The organism is Cohnella sp., assembly GCF_041641335.1.
GTDB lineage: Bacteria > Bacillota > Bacilli > Paenibacillales > Paenibacillaceae > Cohnella.
This window is the reverse complement of sequence record NZ_JBEPYQ010000121.1, coordinates 1-19,253: the sequence shown is the minus strand read 5'-3', so window position 1 is coordinate 19,253 and position 19,253 is coordinate 1. Positions and strand designations below refer to the sequence as shown.

Here is a 19,253-nt window from a genome sequence, read left to right as displayed (position 1 = left end):
GATACGTCTCCCATTTTAGAATGTCCTTTCTTCACTTCTTTTGAAAGTAAATTATTCGTTATCTTAACATCTTTAGAAGAAGAAATTTGCTTTTGTTTTCTCGTTTTGCGCTGATTTTATATAACGTTTAATCTACGAACTTCGCAAAACCTCTCATAGAGTCCTGTTTGCGTATTTCGCAGAATCCACCCGGCCCCTGGATTCCAGCCTGAACCCTTCTGCTCCATTAAGAGCCGAGGAAGGAAGGACTCCAACTACTTATCTACCTGGCTCTGACCCATGATTCGATCGAGAGGGCTAACGATTTTCCGGAGGTCCCGGACGGCGACATGAGTGTAGATTTCCGTCGTTTGAATGCTCTTGTGGCCGAGAAGCTCCTGGATGTAACGGATATCGACGCCCTCCTCCAACAGATGTGTGGCGAAAGAGTGACGCAGCGAATGGATACTTACGCGTTTGGCAATTTGTGCCCGGAGTACCGCTTGCTCGAAAACCTTCTGGACGGTACGCTCCGTCAAGTGCCGGCTTGGATTCTGTCCGGGAAATAACCATTGCTCCGTTCTATATACCGCCTGATAGCAATCAAGCGCTTCTAGGGCGGCTGCCGAGAGAGCGGTGACGCGGTCCTTTCGTCCTTTTCCCTGACGGATGTGCAGGGTTCCGCGCTCTCGGTCAATATCCGCGAGCCGCAGCTTGACGACTTCACCGACCCGCAGCCCAGATGAAGACGACAAATACAGAATCGCCCGATGTTTCCGGTTGTCCACCGCCGCCAACACTTTCAATACTTCGCTTACAGAGAGAACGTTCGGAAGCTTCTTCTCCTTCTTCGGCCTCGCGTACGGAAAGCTGCCCTCCAACTTACCGCACACCTTCACCAAATAAAACTTAATGGCACTGATCGCCTGATTCACGTAAGCATGAGACTTCCCCTCATCCAACATCCGAACGCTGAACGACTTGAGTAAATCCAACTCGTCCACTTCCTCGCGGATCTCGTCGTAATAACGATAAAACCGTCCTACATGACCGCAATATGTCCGGATCGTTTTCCGGCTGTACCCCCTCAGCTTCAATTCATAAACCAGCTTGCTCTCAACGAAAGCACCCCAGTTCGATTTTTCAAGCTCCACCCGCCTCTTGATTGAGCCGCCTTCCCTCCTGTCGCCCAGCAAATAGCACTCCCTCAGAAGCTCTTCCGAAACGCGAATGTCCGCATCCTGTAACAGAATCATAAACCTCTCGACCGCAAGCAGCGTATACGCAAAAGACCAAGTCTTCGTCGCAGGATCCCATCGGCTCCGCTCAAGCTCCTTTATCCGCCGTATCCATTCCGCGCAATACGGAAACCGCACAACCAGCTCTCTTTCGTTTTTCTTGCTCAACTCCATTATCATTTCCACAAACGTCCACTCCCTCTCATTTTACCAAATCCCGCTAACAACTGGTAAACAAATAAAGAGGCTCTATCCCGCGGATAGCAGCCTCTCGATTCTTTCGGAGCGATATCGTTCTATTTCGTTTCAACCGTTAAACCCCATCGCTAAAACCTCAAACGAAGTCGGGAATTCCCAGCGCGATGTTCGCCAGCACCAGTCCGATACCGATGCCGAAGTACTCAGGATTAATCTAGACTTTTACGGTCAGCGCCGGCAAGATCTCTGCGACCCGCACAGGAGTTTTCAGATAGAACTCCCCTCGCCCCGCCCTTCTATTATAACAATCGCCCAGCAATTGGTAAACAATTAATATTCTTCTCCTCCTTGGCAGCTACGGAAATACGTAAGACACTAGTCGCTCCTCGCTCTGCATCTATTAGGATGCGATCCACAACCCCAGCGCCAGCAGCAGCGCACTGTACGCCAATGCATAATCCCGACCGCGCCACCTCAACCGTTGCGCCCGGGTGGCTGTCCGTATCCCGCCCACTCCTCTGCTCTCCAGCGCCAGCACCACCTCGTCTCCTAATCGGAATAACGCCAACATGAAAGGTAGCGCAGTGTCGCGGAGCTTACGGCCGAAGGCGATGGGACCACGGGCCAGCGTTTTCCCCCGAGCGCGGATAATCTTCGAGAAACGTTCCCACAACTCCAGCAGCACCGGCACAAAACGCATAATCAGTGCGACCGCGAGAATTCCCCTTTGCGCCCACATCGGGCTCTTGCCTTTAATAGAGGTCATCTGCTCCAGAGATCTTCTCAGCGACAAAGGCGACATGACGAGAGGAATAGCCAACCCCAACAGCAAAATAAGCATCGTCCTCGTAAAAGTGAGCAACGTATCCGCAAAAGCCTCGCCCCGCATCGCCCATTCACTCCCGGCGCCCGAAGCAAAGATGGCCGACGTCATCACGGAAAACACCGCGTAATTCACGATCAGTCCGCGCCAGCGCCGCAGCGAGATCCGTCCGGCGAACAGCAGCCCTATGACGATCGCGGCTCCGACAGCCAGCCTCGGCCAATCCCTCAAAGCAAACAGACCGAAACTCACTAAAGCATAAGCCAGCCATACCGATCGGGGATCGAACCCCGCGAGACGATGCCGTGTCGCTCCTAACTGTCTGTGTCTTTTTCGCTCTTTACCCGCCTTCCGCTCTCCACCGATCTCCTGCTTTTCTCCTGCCTGCCACTCTCGCGCAAATTCTCGTCCTTCATCAGCCCCGAGCTGCTCTCTTGCCTGTCCCACTTCAGCTGTCTTTCGCTCTCCGTCTACCTCCTGCGCCTCTCCTGCCTGTCGATCCAGCTCAGCCTGCTTCTCTTCATTCCCGCCATCCCCCAGCGCACCCACCAGGACCCGAGCCGCGTTCTCGCTCCGTTGCTCGACCTTCCAAGCCGCGGCCGCTGCTGTCGGATCCATCGTCAGCTCGGCGGGAACGCCGCTCCTCCACAGCCGATGGGCCGCCTGCAGCCACTCGGGCACCCGCATGCCCGTATCCACAAGCCATTCGGGATGCCGAACCAGTTGCTCCCGACTGCACAGCCTTACCGTGCCGTCCGCAGCCAGCAGCATCGTTTCGTCCGCAAGCGGCAGCGCCCAGTCGGAATCGTGCGAGACGAGCACGATTCCCATGCCTTCCGACCGCATCTCTCTCAGCTTAAGCGCGATCATTCGATGTCCGGCTCCGTCCAGCCCCGCCGTCGGCTCGTCCAGCAGCAGCCACGGGGCTGGAGCCGCGAATACCGCCGCCAGCGCCGTGCGGCGCCGCTCTCCTCCGCTCATCAAATAAGGATCGCGCTCCAGCCACTCCTCGCCTTTCCAGCCCACCGCGCTCAGCGCCTCCTGACGCCGCAATGCTGCAGCTTCCTCCGTCAAGCCGTACGGCCGTAGCGAATAAGCAAGTTCGTCGCTTACGCTTCTTGCGAACAAACCCTCTTCCGGCGCTTGGCTCGCGTAGCTGTAGCCCAACAGGGCTTGCCCGTTCAAGCGATGGCCTCCCCGGCCAAGGCGGCTTCTCCGCCAGACCGCATCCGGTCCGTACGCAGCCAACACGTCTTCTGGAGGACGCAGGCCGGCGATCTTCTCGAGAAGCGTCGATTTACCTGCTCCGTTTGCGCCCATCAGCAGAATGATCGAGCCCGGAGTGAACACTAAGCCTTCCGTCCGAAAAGCCTCGCTCCCCTCTTCCCCTCGCCTCCATCTGATGCCGTCCAATCGAAGCGGAACTCCTTCCCGCTTTCCGAACTCTGAAGCTTGATTACCCATTTCCCGCGTTCCCCCATACAATCTGCCATTCCCGTTCCGTGACCGGCAGCGGGTCGCTTAGCTTTCCCAGTCTCCTTAACTCCAGTGCAAGCTCCATCAGATAAGGCAATCTGAGTCCGGCCCTGAGGCACGGGGATAATGGCCATACGCCGCCGTCGGAGACTTCCTCACCATCCACATCTCCCGCTTCAAGCCTGCCCGCGGTTCCAGGTCCAATAGCGCCGCTGTACGCCTCCCCAGACACAGACTCACTGTCGCCATCAGCAGACCCGTACAGAAACTCCCGGCCCCTGCCGACGTAAATAATCCGACCCTCCCCGACCGCCACGACGCGATCGTCCGGACCAAGCTCATCCAGCCGCTGGGTCACCCAGACGACCGCTGTGCCGTCCGCATGCAGCTCTCGGGCTCTGCTCATAACCGCGTCCCGATTGTCCTCGTCCAGCATGGACGTCGCTTCGTCCATAACGAGCAGCGGCGATGGATAGGCGGTCGCCGCTGCGAACGCGGCCATCTGCTGCTGTCCCCCGGACAATCGCTCCCACGGCTCATCCGCCAAAGCCGCCAAGCCCGCTCTATGTAAAGCTTCCTCCGTCACATCAGAAATCCGTTCCGCCGGAACGCCGCGCCACTCCAGCGCGAACATAACCTCCTCGCGCGGCGTTTCGCCAAATAGCTGGGCTCTCGGCTGCTGCAGTACGATCGGGCTGACCCCGTCGCCCGCAAAGCCTCGCCGCACGACTCCGCTCATGCTCTCCGGCATCAATCCGGCTAACAGTCTGGACAGCGTCGACTTGCCGCTTCCATTTACGCCGACTACGGTCAGCCACTCCCCGGCTGCCAGCGTTAACGTCGCTTCTTGCAGCCTGACGGCGGTTTCGCTCTCTCCTTCTCCTCCATAGACGGTAACGCAATCTACTTCAAGAGGAGCTCCGCCCCGATCCGATCGATCGGAAACGGCCATGCCGAGCCCCGACTCCTTATCCGCATCCGCAGCTTCCATCAACGAACGATTCCCTCTCACGCAAAAATCCCTCTTTTCAACCGGAACATCCCATGCTACAATCTCAATTGTTAACCACCAACTAAAATAAAGGTTAACATTTAGGAGGCTTTTTGACAATGTCGAATTCATCTACGCCCGCTTCATCCGAATCCGAATCCGAAACAGCAACAAGAGCAAGAGCAACCGTCACACGCCGTTCCAACCCATGGGTACGGGGCATCGTCTACACCGCCCTGTTCGGCGCGCTGTTCATTGCCGGCAGCTTCATCAAAATCCATCTCGGCTTCACGCCGGTTCCGATTTCCTTGCAGCAGTTCGCCATCATGCTGGCGGGAGGGCTGCTTGGCGCCGTTTACGGGTTCTGGAGCATTTTTCTCGTCGTCGGCTTGACCGCCCTCGGCCTGCCCCTGATGAACGGCTCCGGGGGCATCGCCCAGATGACCGGACCGACTGGCGGCTTTATCTGGATGTTTCCGGTATCGGCATTCCTGATCGGCTGGGTGACCGATCGGATTTACGGTTCCGCCAGAAAAATTAATCGCTCTCGCCAGCTCCTGCTGCTGATCGCCGTGTTCGTCTTCGGCTCCTTGATCGTGTACATAACCGGCGTACCTTGGCTCGCACATGTCGTAGACAGCGAGAAGTACGATACGCTCACCGGCGCCCTGCGCGCAGGCATGTACCCTTATTTGCCCGGAGACGCGATCAAAGCAATCGCAGCCACGCTCATCATCATCGCGCTTCGTCCTGTTTTGCCGCTCGTACGTCCTTCCGGCAGAACCAAACGCTAAATCACGCCGCTCCTCTATCGCCTCTCAAGCACAAACGCCTTCGGCGTCCAATTTCGAACTCCCATCGCCATGCGTGACGGGAGTTCATTTCCTTTCGTTCAGGACGATGGTACAAACAGACCGCCCCTCCTTCGCATACAGTGGAAAGATTATTAGTTTTCTTGTCCTGAAGGAGAGTGCCTCATCCTATGGCAAGCGGTCGACTCGACTTATTTATCGCCAAGCTGCCCCCTCATACCGTCGTGCTCACCTTGAACTGCGCGGAGATGGCATCCGAACTGCTGTCGATTCCCCGAAACGCGAAGCTCACGTTAAAACGCGGCAGCATCAAGCAGCAGATCCAATTGCAATTTCTCGAAGGGCGGGAATGTTTCGCCGACTTCATGGAGATGAGCTTCGCGCTCGCTCGCCAGTTCCAGCTGACCGCCCTGCGCAGATACACGCTTACTTACAATGCGAGCGACCAATCGCTGACGGTTAGCCCATCTCCCCTTAGCGAAACGGTCGCCTTGATCGCTTCCGGCCCGGTCGCCGCCGGAACGTTGTCCGTCGGCTACGAATTGCTGTCTCGGCTCGGCATCCCCGAGCGGCAAGGGTCGATTATTAAAGTCCGCAGCGGCAAACATCTCGCCAAGCTTCATCTGCACGTTCCGGCCAACTTATCGGATGACCGTCTCCGTTTATCTTCGCTATGGCTGCAGAGGTGGAAGCTCGCTCCCAATCAGAAACAACTGGTCCAATTCGATCAACGCAATTTAACGCTCAGCATCGCTCCCTCGCCAAACTCCAGCCGCTGACCGCAACGCCGAGAAGAAGCCTTTCCCCGCACAGAACGGCAACGAAAGCAAGAAACGGCGGCGAAGGGATATCCACCCCAACGCCGCCGTTATCGTCACTTCGATTTCTTCTTCGCCGCAGATCGTCCCTGCTTCTTCGGATCGTCCGGTTTGGGCGCGCGAGTCTGCGAGTTCGGAATGCCTTCCGTCATCGGCCTGTCCTCCTTCGTCATGCAAGCATGAGATAAAGCCTGTCTCTGCTCCGCCTGTAGGTTATGGACAAACCCGGCCTCTTATGCACAGCCCAACGCCACCGCCAAACTCGCCCCTCCGAACCGAATTAGTCGCAAGTCTCCGGAGCTTCCGCCGGCTTCGCCGCTTCCACGTCGATCTTCTCCGCCACCGTATCGCGAATAATCGTAATAATCGACTGGAGCATATAATTAACGTCCACCTGGCTCTGCTGGAACTGTTGAACGATCGGAATGCCGTCCAGCTCGTCCTGAAGCTCGTTGATCTCCGCTTCGATCTTCTCCGCCATCGCCTGGTTTTTGAACGTGTTCTGGAACGCGACGAGCTCCTTCTGTTTTTTCTTGATTTGGGCGATCAGTCCCTGAACCCGTTCATGGGTCTGGATCCGCTTCTCCGCCTGCTGGTAGACGCCGACTTCCTCGGTCGTCGTAATCAGATTGGCCAGCTCGCGCGCTCTGCTTAGAATATCGTCGCGAACGATCAATTCCCGATTATCGAACGACGGGATCGAACAAGCTCCCCCATGATGATCGTGGTCGTGGTCATGGTCGTGACCGTGTGCATGTGCTGACATTAACCTATTCCTCCCGGCTCTCGTCTAGTCTCTCTGTTTCAACTGTTGCTATATCCCGCTATATCCGCTTCCCGTTTTACCCCGCTTGACTCGACGCCGCCGGCTCCCCGACGACTTCCGCCTTCAAGTACCAGGACTGCGCGGCCGTCACCTTTACCTGTACGAACTGCCCGATCCATTCCTTTTGCCCTTCAAAATGAATCAGCTTGTTCGAACGGCTGCGGCCGGACAACACGTTCGCCCTGTTCTTGCTTTCTCCCTCTACGAGCACCTCGATCATTTGGCCCACAAGCGATTGGTGATGCTCGAGCGACAGCTCGCCGATAACTTCGTTCAGACGCGCGAGCCGCTTCTGCTTCACCTCGTAAGGCACATTGTCCGGCATATCGAACGCCGGCGTGCCTTCCCGCGGAGAATAGATGTACGTGTATGCGGACGTGATGCCCGCTTCGCGCACGAGCGACAGCGTCTCTTCGAATTGTTCCTCCGTCTCTCCGGGGAAGCCCACGATAATGTCCGTCGTCAGCACCGCGTTCGGAATTTCCCCGCGAATCCGCAGCGCCAGATCCAGGAAGCGCTCCCTCGTATACTTGCGGCTCATCCGCTTGAGCACTTCCGTGCTTCCCGACTGCATCGGCAAGTGGATATGCTCGACCAGATTGCCGCCCTTGGCCAGCACCTCGATCAGATGCTCGTCGAAGTCGCGCGGGTGCGAAGTCGTAAACCGGACGCGGGGAATATCGATTTTCCGAATGTCGTCCATCAAGTCCCCGAAGCGGTAGTCGCGGTCCGCAAAATCTTTGCCGTATGCGTTCACGTTCTGCCCCAGCAGCGTAATCTCCTTGAACCCTTGGCGGGCGAGATCGCGAACCTCCGCGATCACGTCCTCCGGCAACCGGCTCCGCTCCTTGCCCCGCGTGTACGGCACGATGCAGTACGTGCAGAACTTGTCGCAGCCGTACATGATGTTCACCCAAGCGCGCAGCCCCTCGGTCCGCTTCTTCGGGAGATTCTCGATGATGTCGCCTTCCTTGGACCAGACGTCGATGACCATTTCCTTGCCGAAGTGGGCTTCCTGCAGCAGATGAGGAAGACGGTGGATATTGTGCGTTCCGAAAATGAGATCCACATGCGCGTGCTTCTGCATCAGCCTGTTTACGACCGACGCTTCCTGCGACATGCAACCGCATACGCCGAGAATGAGCTCGGGGCGCTGCTGCTTCAGCACCTTCAGATGCCCGAGCTCGCCGAACACCTTGTCCTCCGCGTTCTCGCGCACCGCGCACGTATTGAGCAGAATGACGTCGGCATCCGTCCGCTCTTCCGTCGGCTCGTAGCCCATCTCCTCGAACAGGCCGCGCATCACTTCCGTGTCGTGCTCGTTCATCTGGCAGCCGTACGTATAGATCAAGTATTTCCTTCCGAGGCCAAGCGACTTCAACTCGTCGGGTATGGCGTTCTCGTAGTGAACCTGGACCTCTTCCTTGCCGCGCTGCTTCTCCTGACGGTAGTTCGGCTCGGAGACGATGTGGATATCCCGTCCGTTCAGGCGGATCGTGCGACCACTCTCATCTTCGGAAATGACTTTGGCGCCGGAGAAGTCAAAGTATTTGCTGTAATCTTTGGCCTGGCCTGCCGGCTTAGACCCGTTCGAGGCCCCCTGCGTCATGTGCGATCTCACTTCCTTTTATGATCAATTCCGCGATCGAATCGATAATTTAACATAAAAGCATCAATAAAAAATTATAGCACAACGAATCACTTGAATCCATCACGACTCGCAAGAAGACCTTCTCCCTGATTGTAGAAGGGGAAGGTCTTCAGCCGGGTTATTCCACGAATCGACCGTAGGCTACTCCACGATTTCCCCGAAGTCGCCGGTATTCACGCCAGAAGCGTTCCCTTCGTCCGTATCGATGTGCATATCGAGCGCGAAGTCCGCAGATACTCGGGCGACGACCTGCTCGAATACGACGCTGCGGCCGCCCCCGACCCTAACCTTGAGCAGCTGCTTGTCCTGTATCCCCCAGCGTTCGGCATCCGACGTGTGAAAATGAATATGCCGCGCCGCCACGATTACGCCTTTGTCTACGGTCACTTCGCCCGCGGGACCGACGATGCGAATGCCCGGCGTACCCTCGATGTTGCCGGACTCGCGGACAGGCGGATTCACTCCGAGCGCGAACGCGTCCGTGCGGGACACTTCCAGCTGCGTCGCCCTGCGAGCCGGGCCAAGAATACGTACTTTAGGAAAAGAACCTTTCGGTCCGAATACGGCTACCGTCTCGTTCGCGGCGAATTGCCCGGGCTGCGACAACGGCTTGAATTCCGTCAGCTTCGCTCCCGCTCCGAACAAAGCCTCCACATGCTCCTGGGATAGATGAATATGGCGGGCCGATACGCCTACGGGAACTTTCTTGCTCTCCGCTCCACTCATGAACAACCCAACCTTTCTCCAAATCTGTTGTTTATCCCAGTATAACGCAAGAAACGCGCGGGACAAACCCCGCGCGCCTCGTCCGGACGGCCCGAATAGGGCCTTATTTGAATTCCGCCAACAATTTGTCAAAGTCTTGGCGAGACAACGTCAAGTCCTGCTTCGTGAGCGCTTCTTCCTTGAAGCCGGTCAACAGATTCTCGTACGACTTGCGCTCCTTGTTCTGATAGATCAGACCGGTCAGCATGCCATTCGTCTCCATGATTTTGTTCATCGCGGCGACGCGGTTGGAAGGATCGTAATCCGGAAACTGATCCAGGTTCACGATATTTTCCTTGAACCAATCGTACGTGTTGATTTTATTGAACGTCACGCAAGGGCTGAACACGTTGATGAGCGAGAACCCCTTATGGGCGAGCCCTTGCTCGATCAAGGAAGTGAGCTGCTTCAGATCGCTCGAGAACGACTGAGCGACGAACGTCGCGCCGGCTGACAAGGCGATCTCCAGAGGAGACAGCGTCGATTCGATCGAGCCTTCCGGCGTCGACTTCGTCTTGAAGCCTTCCGCGCTGCGCGGGGACGTCTGGCCCTTCGTCAAGCCGTAAATCTGGTTATCCATGACGATGTACGTAATGTCCAGGTTACGGCGGATGGCGTGAACCGTATGGCCCATGCCGATCGCGAAGCCGTCTCCGTCTCCGCCGGAGGCGATGACCGTCAGCTCGCGGTTCGCGAGCTTAACGCCCTGGGCGATCGGCAGCGCGCGCCCGTGGATGCCGTGCAGACCGTAAGCGTTAATATAACCGGAAATCCGGCCCGAACAGCCGATTCCCGAGATGACCGCAAGCTGTTCTGGCTCCAGGCCGACATTCGCCGCAGCGCGCTGGATCGCGGCTTGAACGGAGAAGTCGCCGCAGCCCGGGCACCAGTTCGGCTTCACATTGTTGCGAAATTCCTTAAATGTGGCCATCTTAGATCAGCTCCTTGCACGCTTTGTGGATTTCCGAAGGCAGGAACGGCGTTCCGTCGTACTTCAGCAAATTGCGGATTTTATCGTGATAGCCGAGATTCAGCTTGATCAGATTGGCAAGCTGCCCCGTCGCGTTGTTCTCCAGAACGACGACTTGCTTGGCCGCATCGAGATGCGGCTTCACCAGCTCGCTCGGGAACGGGTGCATCTGGCGCACCATCATCTGGTTTGTCGTAATGCCGTTCTCCGTCAAGCGGGTGCGGGCTTCTTCGATCGTTCCGCCCAGCGACCCCATCGACACGATGAGCAGATCCGGGTTCGCGTGAGGCGCGTCAACTTTCACCGCGTCCGTCACGCGCAGGTTATCGATTTTGCCGAGGCGTTTGTCCATCATTTTCTCGCGGTTCAGCGCGTTCTCCGAAGGACGCCCTTCCTGGTCGTGCTCGACGCCCGTGACGTGATGGATGCCGTGCTTGGCTCCGGGAAGCACGCGAGGGGAAATCCCGTCCTCGGTGAGCTCGTAGCGCTTGAACAGCCGGTTATCCTCGTTCGGCGGCAGCTCTTCGGTGACCAGCTTGCCGCGCTTGATCACGATTTTGTCGTAATCGAGCGGCTCCGACGTCTGCTTGCCCAGCGACAGCTGCAGGTCCGTCGCGACGATGACGGGAATTTGGTACTCTTCCGACAGGTTAAAAGCTTCGATCATATCGTAGAAGCATTCCTCGATCGTGCTCGGGGCGACGACCAGCTTCGGAATTTCGCCGTGCGTGCCGTTGATCAGCGCGTTGATGTCGGATTGCTCCTGCTTCGTCGGCAAGCCCGTGGAAGGACCGCCGCGCTGCGTATCGACGATGACCAGCGGCGTCTCCGTCATGCCGGCCAGGCCGATCGCTTCCATCATCAGCGACAATCCCGGTCCCGCGGAAGCCGTCATCGTGCGAACGCCCGCGTAGTTGGCGCCGATCGCCATCGTCACCGCGGCGATCTCGTCCTCCGTTTGCACGACCGTGCCGCCGAACTTCGGCAGCTTCTTGATCAAATATTCCATAATTTCGGACGCCGGAGTAATCGGATACGCCGACATGAGACGGCAGCCGCCCGCGATCGAGCCGAGCGCCAGCGCTTCGTTGCCGATCATGAACAGCTTCATCTTGCCGTCCGCGTCCTCCAGCTTGAACTCGTCAAGCGGACCGCCCGCCTGCTCCAAAATAAACTCAGCGCCGCGCCGCACCGCTTCCACGTTCTTTTCCACGATGGCTGGGCCTTTACGTCCGAATTCTTCTTCAACCGCTTTATTGAATACTTCCATGGGCAGACCAAGCAGCCCCCAAGATGCCCCGGAAGCGACCATGTTTTTCATGAGAGAAGTGCCGAGTTCTTCTGCGATGGCCGTAATCGGTACTGCGAACAGGCGCGCCTGCACGCCTTCCGGAATCGTCGGCGAGAACTTCGCATCCGCGACAACGACGCCGCCGGGCCGAAGCTCGCCCGCGTTCAGATCGATGGTCTCCTGGTCGAAAGCGACCAGAATGTCCAGATCGTCGGATATCGCCCGAATCGGCTTCGTGCTGATACGGATTTTGTTGTTCGTGTGTCCGCCCTTGATCCGCGAGGAAAAGTGCCGGTACCCATACAGGTAGTAACCCAGACGGTTGAGGGCAGTAGAGAAGATTCGATCCGTGCTTTCCACGCCTTCCCCTTGCTGGCCGCCAATTTTCCATGACAGTTGACTGATCACAGTGCCCATCTCCTCTTAATCTCTGGTTCGTCCAATTTCGACAGATTTACCCAATGATATTTTATTACCCGTATAAATCTTATGTTTAACGAACGTAAAATGCAAGACATATTCGCTTAACGAACGCATAACAGTTTGCGATGAAAACGTTCCCAATTCGAGAACGATTTTCCTCGAACAGTTCAATTAGGTAGATTTGTCTTCAAAAAACGGAAGGCGTTGTCCCCCACAATAGCGCGTACGAAAGTTTCCGCATAACGTTTCAGCATCTCTTCTATTAGATCCGGATAACGTCCCGGATGCTCAAGCCCTTGGACATGCTTGGAGATGCCGTCGAAATCGGAGCCCAGCGCCAGATGCTTCTCCCCGCCCAGCGCGCACACGTGATCGACATGCCGAAGAACGTCCTCGATCCGGGCCGGTTCCGCATCCGACGCGAACCAAGGGACGAACGTGACGCCTACGAGCCCGTCCGACGCGATCACGGCCCGAATTTGTTCGTCCGTCAAATTCCGCGGATGATTGACGATCGACCGCGCGTTGGAATGCGAAGCGATGAACGGACGAGTCGCCCGCTCGGACAGCTCCCAGAACCCCCTGTCGGACAGATGCGACACATCTAACAGGATGCCCATTTTTTCACATTCCGTAACCAGCTGTCTCCCGGCTTTCGTAAACCCTCCGCCTCTCGGCTCAGTCGCTCCGTCGCAAGCCCAGTTCGCATGGTTCCAGGTCGGCCCGAGCAGGCGCAGCCCCAACCGGTGAAGCAAGCGCAGCGTCCACAGTTCTCCGTTCAGAGCGCCCGCGCCTTCAAGGGAAAACAGAGCGCCGATCCGCCCTTCCTTCCGGGCCGTCTCAAGATCGGCGGAGGTGCGAATCAGCTTAAATCCCGGCGCCGTCAACACTTCGCTCCAGAACAGCTCGGCCCCTCGGAACAACGTCTCCGGATTTTGCGGCAGCTCCTCCGGCAAGAACAGAGGAAAGACTTGCAGCGCGACTCCCGCTTCCCGCAGCCTCCCCGGCGTCGCGTCGAACGGCGCGGCTTCTCCGGCCTTCGGCTCCCTCCAGCGTACTCCCGGGTTCTCAAGCAGCTTGCACAGCACGTCGGCGTGCAAATCGACTATTCTCATTCGTATCCCTCCCGAATGATTCCTTTTTCCTATCCCCTTGGCTCATGTAGGCACAAAAAAACCTGTCGCATCGATCATGCGCCGTCTCCGGCGCTTCGCGCCGAACCGCTCGCATCATCAAACAACAGGTCAACAGCTTCTTTCCGGCGGATTATCTCGGCTCTACGATCAGCTTAATCGCCGTCCGGTCTTCTCCGTCGATCACAATATCCGTGAATGCCGGGATGCAGATCAAGTCCACGCCGCTCGGCGCCACGAATCCGCGGGCGATCGCCACCGCTTTGACGGCTTGGTTCAGCGCCCCGGCCCCGATCGCTTGCAATTCGGCGGCGCCCCGCTCGCGAAGCACGCCCGCCAGTGCGCCTGCTACGGAATTTGGATTGGACTTTGCGGAAACCTTTAATACTTCCATGACCAGTACCTCCTCTTATGACAACCCGCCTATCCGGCTCATCGGTTGCATCGGGAATTCATCGGAAATCGAAGGATGGGCCCACTAAGGCATACTTATTCGGTAACTCGCCCGATAATTCCTTCTTTTCCCGAGAGGTACGGCCATGAAATTGTCCGACAATTCAGACAACGCTCACACTGCGATCCAGGAGTCCTCGTCGACGCTAATATTTTGCACTTTAACCGCCTTGCCCGTCGCTTCGTCGATGTCCACGAACACGCCGTTCAGCGTCCATTTGCCCTCGGCCACCGTGAACCGCGCCGGCATACCGGTAATGAAACGGCGAAGCACCGTCTCCTTCTCCATGCCGAGCACCCCGTCGCGCGGTCCCGTCATGCCGGCGTCCGTCAAGTAAGCGGTCCCTTCCGGCAGGATACGCGCATCGTTCGTCTGCACGTGCGTATGCGTCCCCACGACCAGCGACGCATAGCCGTCCAGATGCCAGCCCATCGCGATCTTCTCGCTCGTCGCCTCCGCATGGAAATCGACCAGCACGCACTTCGTCTGACGGCGAAGCGCCTCGATCTCCTCGTCCGCCGTACGGAACGGGCATTCTGCCGGCGGCAGGAACGTGCGCCCGATCAAATTGACGACGCCGAGCTCCTTGTTTCCGACTTTGACGATCATGCTGCCGCGGCCCGGCGTTCCGGGCGGCAGATTGGATGGACGGACCATGCGCGGTTCGTCGTCGATAAACTCGAAGATGTCGCGATTATCCCACGTATGGTTGCCCATCGTAATGCCGTGAACGCCCCATTCGAACAACTCGCGGGCGATCGACGCGTTGATGCCGCGTCCTCCCGCCGCGTTTTCCCCGTTGGCGATCACGATGTGCGGCTGATATTTGTCCTTAATCCACGGCAGCAGCCGCTTGACCGTATCTCTCCCTACATTGCCGACGATATCGCCGATAAAAACGACCTTCATCTGTTTCACGCTCTCTTTCCATAGCCCCGTATAAAAGGGAAAAAGCGGCTGCGTGTTGCCGCAGCCACTTCTCAGCCTTCCCTGCATTCCGCGCCTTATTTGGCGTATTCGACCGCACGGGTTTCGCGAATGACCGTAACTTTAATGTGCCCCGGATAATCCAGTTCACCCTCGATCTTCTTCGTAATATCCCGAGCGAGACGGAACGCCTCCGTATCGTCGATCTTCTCCGGTTGAACCATGACGCGCACCTCGCGTCCGGCTTGGATCGCGTAGGACTTCTCGACGCCTTCGAACGACTCCGAGATGGCCTCCAGCTTCTCGAGCCGGCGGATGTAAGTCTCCAGCGTTTCGCGGCGAGCGCCTGGGCGGGCTGCGCTAAGCGCATCCGCGGCCCCTACGAGCATCGCGATAACCGAAGTCGCTTCCTCGTCCCCGTGGTGAGACGCGATACTGTTAATGACAACGGGATGTTCCTTGTATTTCTTGCCCAATTCCACGCCGATCTCGACATGCGAGCCTTCCACTTCGTGGTCGAGCGCTTTGCCGATATCGTGAAGCAAACCCGCGCGCTTGGCAAGCGTGATGTCTTCTCCCAGCTCCCCGGCCATCAGACCGGTCAAATAGGCGACTTCCATCGAATGCTTCAGCACGTTCTGTCCGTAGCTCGTCCGGAACTTCAGACGGCCGAGAATTTTGATCAAATCCGGATGCAGGCCGTGTACGCCCACTTCGAACGTCGCTTGCTCGCCGTACTCCCGAATCCGTTCGTCCACTTCCTTGCGGGACTTCTCGACCATTTCCTCGATCCGGGCCGGATGAATCCGTCCGTCCGCCACCAGCTTCTCGAGAGCGGTTCTGGCGATCTCCCGGCGAATCGGATCGAAGCCCGACAGGATTACCGCTTCCGGCGTATCGTCGATAATGAGATCGATACCCGTCAATGTCTCCAGGGCGCGAATGTTGCGGCCTTCCCGACCGATAATCCGTCCCTTCATCTCCTCGTTAGGCAGCGCAACGACGGATACCGTCGTCTCCGCCACGTGATCCGCGGCACAACGCTGAATTGCGAGCGAGATGACATCGCGCGCCTTCTTGTCGCCTTCTTCCTTCGCCTGCTGCTCGATTTCCTTGATCATCTGTGCCGTCTCGTGGCGCACTTCCTGCTCCACGCTCGACAAGATGAGCTGCTTGGCGTCTTCCGTCGTCAGATTGGAAATCCGCTCCAACTCGGCAATTTGCTGCTTATGCAGCACTTCGATCTGGTCTTGAATCTCTTCGACTCGCTTCTCTTTGTTGGCGACTTGCTCCTCTTTGCGCTCCAACGCTTCGAGCTTGCGATCCAGCGACTCTTCCTTCTGCAATAGCCGCCTTTCCAGGCGTTGAATTTCGTTGCGGCGCTCGCGAATATCGCGTTCCGCTTCGTTACGGAGTTTGTGCACCTCGTCTTTGGCTTCCAGCACCGTTTCCTTGCGTACCGCTTCAGCTTCTTTTTTAGCCGCTTCCACGATCTGTACCGCAGCCGCTTCGGCGCTGGAGATTTTGGCTTCCGCAATGGATTTGCGTACGACATAACCGATCCCAAAGCAAAGGACGCCAACAACGAGAACGATCAAGATCCAGATCCATGGCTCCATCATGGTCTCTCACCTCCTCGTTGCATCACCAAGGCAACCGCTTGGGGATACTTATTCAATTGATCTTCCGGTTTCCAAACCGTTTGATTACGTGTGAACAAAGCAAAAAGTGTCGTAAAAACGCGCTCCGAATCGCTTCTTGGAAGGAAAAAACGGCCGGAGTGGGAAAATGGAATACAAAATCATTTTATCTTTTGCGAAATTGGATTGTCAAGCAACGTCCGAAAGCGGATTCGCGATTGTTGCGAACCCGCCCCTTAATTATCCATATCGTAATCCTCGCGGAAACCTTCTTCCTCGGCTTCATCCCACTCCGGCTCGTCCGACTCGGCCATCGCTTGCTGTACTGCCGTCCTCGCGATCCCGCTTGGAAAGCCTCTTCGCAGCAGCATTCCCATCAGCTTCATTTTGCGTTCCCGGTCGTTGCCTTTCGTTGAAGGCCACCGTTTGCGAGCCAGTGCGAGCGCAGCTTCCTGCTCGACATCGCCGTCCAATTCGCCGATCGCCCGCTCCACATCTTGCCGGTCGATGCCCCGCTGCAGCAGCTCCTGCCGAATCAACATCCTCCCCTTGCGCTGTCCTGCCGCCCGCTGCTCCGTAAACCTCTTGGCATAGGCCGAGTCATCCAGCATCTTCCTCGCCCGTAGCCGCTCTACGCACGCCTCCACGATGTCCGCGCCATACCCTTTGCGCTTCAGTGCCAGAGACAGCTCCGCCGTCGTCCGCGGTTTCCTCTCCAGCATTAGCAGCGCCGACCGGTACGCTTCCTCCTTCTGTTCATCCTGCCTAAGCGTCTCTACCTCCTCCGCCGTCAGCCTGCGCCCGCTCAGCAACCGCCAACTCACCAGCGTATCCTCGTGCACCGTAAGCACCGTCTCTTGCGAACGCTTCACCGTCCTCGCACCGGCAATCAACTCGTCCACTTCGGAGTTCCAATCCCTCTCAGATTCATCTTTACCTCCGGGCTCGTCCTCTAATTCCGGAGCTATATTCAGCTTCAGCGCCACCCGGTACATGTGGGGTTTCTTCGGATGAGACTCGATCCCCATAACTACGGCTCCTTCAATAGGCAGCCGCGGTTGCTTCTCCTTATCCATCGCTTACACCCCTCTCTCCAGACGCAAAGGGCGGCATTGAATATGCCGCCCCCTCGCTGATATTGGATTGATCAGTCTTCTATCGAGTTACAGTTCTTCGGCGAACTCGGCGTCGTCCTCATCCTCTTCGGCGGTGAAAGAGGCCGTCTGATTGGCTACTACGGAAGCATTGAGCAACAGTTCGCGGATTTGCTTCTCGATCTTGTCCGAGATCTCTGTATTGTCCTTCAAATACTGCTTTGCATTCTCCCGTCCTTGACCCAGCCGTTCGCTATTGTAAGAGAACCACGCACCGCTCTTCTGGATAATATCCTGCTCGGTGCCGATGTCCACGATGCTGCCGACCTTGGAGATCCCCTCGCCGTACATGATGTCTACTTCCGCTTGCTTAAACGGAGGCGCCACCTTGTTCTTCACGACCTTGATTTTCGTCCGGTTGCCCACTACGTCGTTGCCTTGCTTGATGGCCTCAACGCGGCGCACGTCAAGACGCACGCTCGCATAGAACTTCAGCGCTCGTCCTCCCGGAGTAACCTCCGGATTTCCGAACATGACGCCGACCTTCTCGCGCAGTTGGTTGATGAAGATGGCCAGGCACTTCGACTTGCTGATCGCGCCGGACAGCTTACGCATCGCCTGGGACATCAGACGCGCCTGAAGCCCGACGAACGAATCGCCCATGTCTCCTTCGATTTCCGCTTTCGGAACGAGCGCGGCTACCGAGTCGACAACGATGATGTCGACCGCTCCGCTGCGTACGAGCGCTTCAGCGATCTCCAGCGCCTGCTCTCCCGTATCCGGCTGGGAAAGCAGCAGCTCGTCGATGTTGACGCCCAAGTTCCTCGCATAAGTCGGGTCGAGCGCATGCTCCGCGTCAATGAACGCCGCCGTGCCGCCCGAACGCTGAACTTCCGCGATTGCGTGCAGGGATACCGTCGTTTTACCGGACGATTCCGGTCCGTACACTTCTATAATCCGCCCGCGCGGGTAGCCGCCGATGCCGAGCGCGATATCGAGCGCCAGCACGCCGCTGGACACCGTCTCTACCGTACGCTGGGCGCTCTCTCCCAACTTCATAACCGAACCTTTACCGAATTGCTTCTCGATCTGGCGCAAGGCCATGTCTAATGCGGCGCGACGATCCGACAACACACCCACATCCTTTATCTCTTTTTGATAGTTTTATCATACCGCGTTTCCATGCGTTTGCCAAGCTTTTTAAGAACATTTGTTCGATTTTCTTGCAAAAAAGAACCGCAGCAAAGTAATCTTCGCTACGGTTCTTCCGCAACTTTCTAGTAAACTTTAACACATCGCTCCGAAGGTTGGCAAGCCTCGACAAATTTCTGTCACAATTATCCCGTTCGCTCAGCGACTCGGACTAACCGAGATCTTCGCCGCCGCAGTCCGGCCATTATCCCCGCCGCTCAGAGGCCCCTCCTCCGAAGTTGCCGCAACGCTCCTCCGACAGCAACCTGCGGACAATATCCCCGTCGATCAGGACATGCCTAAAGGTGTCTGCATGGACCAAAGACCTCCGCGTTAGTAGCCCTATGTGCTCTAACCGCGCTCAACCTGACTGAACGGGATAATGGCCATACGCGCCTCAAAGCGCACCATTCCCGCTACCACGACCATCCTGAATGGACGGGATAATGGCCATACGCGCCTCAAAACGCACCACTCCCGCTCTTCCACGCACATCCTGAACGAACGGGATAATGGCCATACGCGCCTCAAAACGCACCATTCCCGCTACCAC

16 protein-coding genes are annotated in these 19,253 nt (G+C 57.2%); 2 read left to right on the top strand and 14 right to left on the bottom strand.

The genetic code is table 11. The annotated features are described in order from the left end of the window. Window positions 1-254: 254 nt before the first annotated feature. From ACESLM_RS27495 to ACESLM_RS27485, 3 genes are all read right to left on the bottom strand, one after another. Complete coding sequence (locus tag ACESLM_RS27495) at window positions 255-1,397, bottom strand: tyrosine-type recombinase/integrase (RefSeq protein ID WP_372637077.1); 1,143 nt, start codon at window positions 1,395-1,397, stop codon at window positions 255-257. Between the two features lie 418 nt (window positions 1,398-1,815). Beyond that, on the bottom strand, window positions 1,816-3,651 hold the full coding sequence (locus ACESLM_RS27490; RefSeq protein ID WP_372637073.1) for an ATP-binding cassette domain-containing protein: 1,836 nt from the start codon (window positions 3,649-3,651) through the stop codon (window positions 1,816-1,818). Between the two features lie 43 nt (window positions 3,652-3,694). Then, entirely contained in the window at window positions 3,695-4,726 is a 1,032-nt protein-coding gene (locus tag ACESLM_RS27485; protein WP_372637070.1) for an energy-coupling factor ABC transporter ATP-binding protein, read from the bottom strand. 98 nt (window positions 4,727-4,824) lie between these two features. Between ACESLM_RS27485 and ACESLM_RS27480 the strand changes: the two genes are divergently transcribed. Continuing rightward, complete coding sequence (locus ACESLM_RS27480; RefSeq protein WP_372637067.1) at window positions 4,825-5,499, top strand: biotin transporter BioY; 675 nt, start codon at window positions 4,825-4,827, stop codon at window positions 5,497-5,499. A gap of 188 nt (window positions 5,500-5,687) precedes the next feature. Beyond that, window positions 5,688-6,296, top strand: a complete 609-nt coding sequence (locus tag ACESLM_RS27475) for a hypothetical protein (RefSeq protein WP_372637064.1) — start codon at window positions 5,688-5,690, stop codon at window positions 6,294-6,296. Between the two features lie 319 nt (window positions 6,297-6,615). On the opposite strand, the gene ACESLM_RS27470 is transcribed toward ACESLM_RS27475, so the two are convergent. The 11 genes from ACESLM_RS27470 to recA all read right to left on the bottom strand — a co-directional run bounded on the left by ACESLM_RS27470 (window position 6,616) and on the right by recA (window position 18,640). After that, window positions 6,616-7,101: a YlbF/YmcA family competence regulator gene (locus tag ACESLM_RS27470; RefSeq protein ID WP_094043521.1), complete on the bottom strand. Its 486-nt coding sequence runs from the start codon at window positions 7,099-7,101 to the stop codon at window positions 6,616-6,618. A gap of 76 nt (window positions 7,102-7,177) precedes the next feature. Continuing rightward, on the bottom strand, window positions 7,178-8,770 hold the full coding sequence (miaB, locus tag ACESLM_RS27465) for a tRNA (N6-isopentenyl adenosine(37)-C2)-methylthiotransferase MiaB (protein WP_372637061.1): 1,593 nt from the start codon (window positions 8,768-8,770) through the stop codon (window positions 7,178-7,180). 183 nt (window positions 8,771-8,953) lie between these two features. After that, a complete protein-coding gene (locus ACESLM_RS27460; RefSeq protein WP_372637058.1) occupies window positions 8,954-9,538 on the bottom strand; it encodes a phosphate propanoyltransferase in 585 nt (194 codons plus the stop codon). Between the two features lie 103 nt (window positions 9,539-9,641). After that, the gene (locus tag ACESLM_RS27455) at window positions 9,642-10,508 is read right to left on the bottom strand and encodes a 2-oxoacid:ferredoxin oxidoreductase subunit beta (protein WP_372637055.1); all 867 of its coding nucleotides are present in this window, start codon (window positions 10,506-10,508) and stop codon (window positions 9,642-9,644) included. 1 nt (window position 10,509) lies between these two features. Next, entirely contained in the window at window positions 10,510-12,246 is a 1,737-nt protein-coding gene (locus ACESLM_RS27450; protein ID WP_372637052.1) for a 2-oxoacid:acceptor oxidoreductase subunit alpha, read from the bottom strand. Window positions 12,247-12,428: 182 nt separating this feature from the next. Beyond that, window positions 12,429-13,376, bottom strand: a complete 948-nt coding sequence (locus ACESLM_RS27445; RefSeq protein WP_372637049.1) for a dipeptidase — start codon at window positions 13,374-13,376, stop codon at window positions 12,429-12,431. 151 nt (window positions 13,377-13,527) lie between these two features. After that, window positions 13,528-13,788, bottom strand: coding sequence for a stage V sporulation protein SpoVS (gene spoVS, locus ACESLM_RS27440; RefSeq protein ID WP_027084382.1), 261 nt, complete (start codon window positions 13,786-13,788; stop codon window positions 13,528-13,530). 174 nt (window positions 13,789-13,962) lie between these two features. Beyond that, complete coding sequence (locus ACESLM_RS27435) at window positions 13,963-14,757, bottom strand: TIGR00282 family metallophosphoesterase (RefSeq protein WP_094043511.1); 795 nt, start codon at window positions 14,755-14,757, stop codon at window positions 13,963-13,965. Between the two features lie 95 nt (window positions 14,758-14,852). Then, on the bottom strand, window positions 14,853-16,394 hold the full coding sequence (gene rny / locus ACESLM_RS27430; RefSeq protein ID WP_094044027.1) for a ribonuclease Y: 1,542 nt from the start codon (window positions 16,392-16,394) through the stop codon (window positions 14,853-14,855). 257 nt (window positions 16,395-16,651) lie between these two features. Beyond that, the gene (locus ACESLM_RS27425) at window positions 16,652-17,443 is read right to left on the bottom strand and encodes a regulatory protein RecX (protein WP_372637045.1); all 792 of its coding nucleotides are present in this window, start codon (window positions 17,441-17,443) and stop codon (window positions 16,652-16,654) included. A 135-nt stretch (window positions 17,444-17,578) separates the two neighbouring features. Then, window positions 17,579-18,640: a recombinase RecA gene (recA, locus tag ACESLM_RS27420; protein ID WP_372637042.1), complete on the bottom strand. Its 1,062-nt coding sequence runs from the start codon at window positions 18,638-18,640 to the stop codon at window positions 17,579-17,581. Window positions 18,641-19,253: the final 613 nt, after the last annotated feature.

Excerpts from the sequence above, each read along its gene's own strand:
- ACESLM_RS27495 (WP_372637077.1), bottom strand. The coding sequence starts at position 1,397 with ATGATAATGGAGTTGAGCAAGAAAAACGAAAGAGAGCTGGTTGTGCGG.
- ACESLM_RS27455 (WP_372637055.1), bottom strand. The coding sequence starts at position 10,508 with ATGGCCACATTTAAGGAATTTCGCAACAATGTGAAGCCGAACTGGTGC.
- ACESLM_RS27480 (WP_372637067.1), top strand. The coding sequence starts at position 4,825 with ATGTCGAATTCATCTACGCCCGCTTCATCCGAATCCGAATCCGAAACA.
- ACESLM_RS27475 (WP_372637064.1), top strand. The coding sequence starts at position 5,688 with ATGGCAAGCGGTCGACTCGACTTATTTATCGCCAAGCTGCCCCCTCAT.
- miaB (WP_372637061.1), bottom strand. The coding sequence starts at position 8,770 with ATGACGCAGGGGGCCTCGAACGGGTCTAAGCCGGCAGGCCAGGCCAAA.
- rny (WP_094044027.1), bottom strand. The coding sequence starts at position 16,394 with ATGGAGCCATGGATCTGGATCTTGATCGTTCTCGTTGTTGGCGTCCTT.
- ACESLM_RS27445 (WP_372637049.1), bottom strand. The coding sequence starts at position 13,376 with ATGAGAATAGTCGATTTGCACGCCGACGTGCTGTGCAAGCTGCTTGAG.
- ACESLM_RS27470 (WP_094043521.1), bottom strand. The coding sequence starts at position 7,101 with ATGTCAGCACATGCACACGGTCACGACCATGACCACGACCACGATCAT.
- ACESLM_RS27435 (WP_094043511.1), bottom strand. The coding sequence starts at position 14,757 with ATGAAGGTCGTTTTTATCGGCGATATCGTCGGCAATGTAGGGAGAGAT.
- ACESLM_RS27425 (WP_372637045.1), bottom strand. The coding sequence starts at position 17,443 with ATGGGGATCGAGTCTCATCCGAAGAAACCCCACATGTACCGGGTGGCG.
- ACESLM_RS27460 (WP_372637058.1), bottom strand. The coding sequence starts at position 9,538 with ATGAGTGGAGCGGAGAGCAAGAAAGTTCCCGTAGGCGTATCGGCCCGC.
- spoVS (WP_027084382.1), bottom strand. The coding sequence starts at position 13,788 with ATGGAAGTATTAAAGGTTTCCGCAAAGTCCAATCCAAATTCCGTAGCA.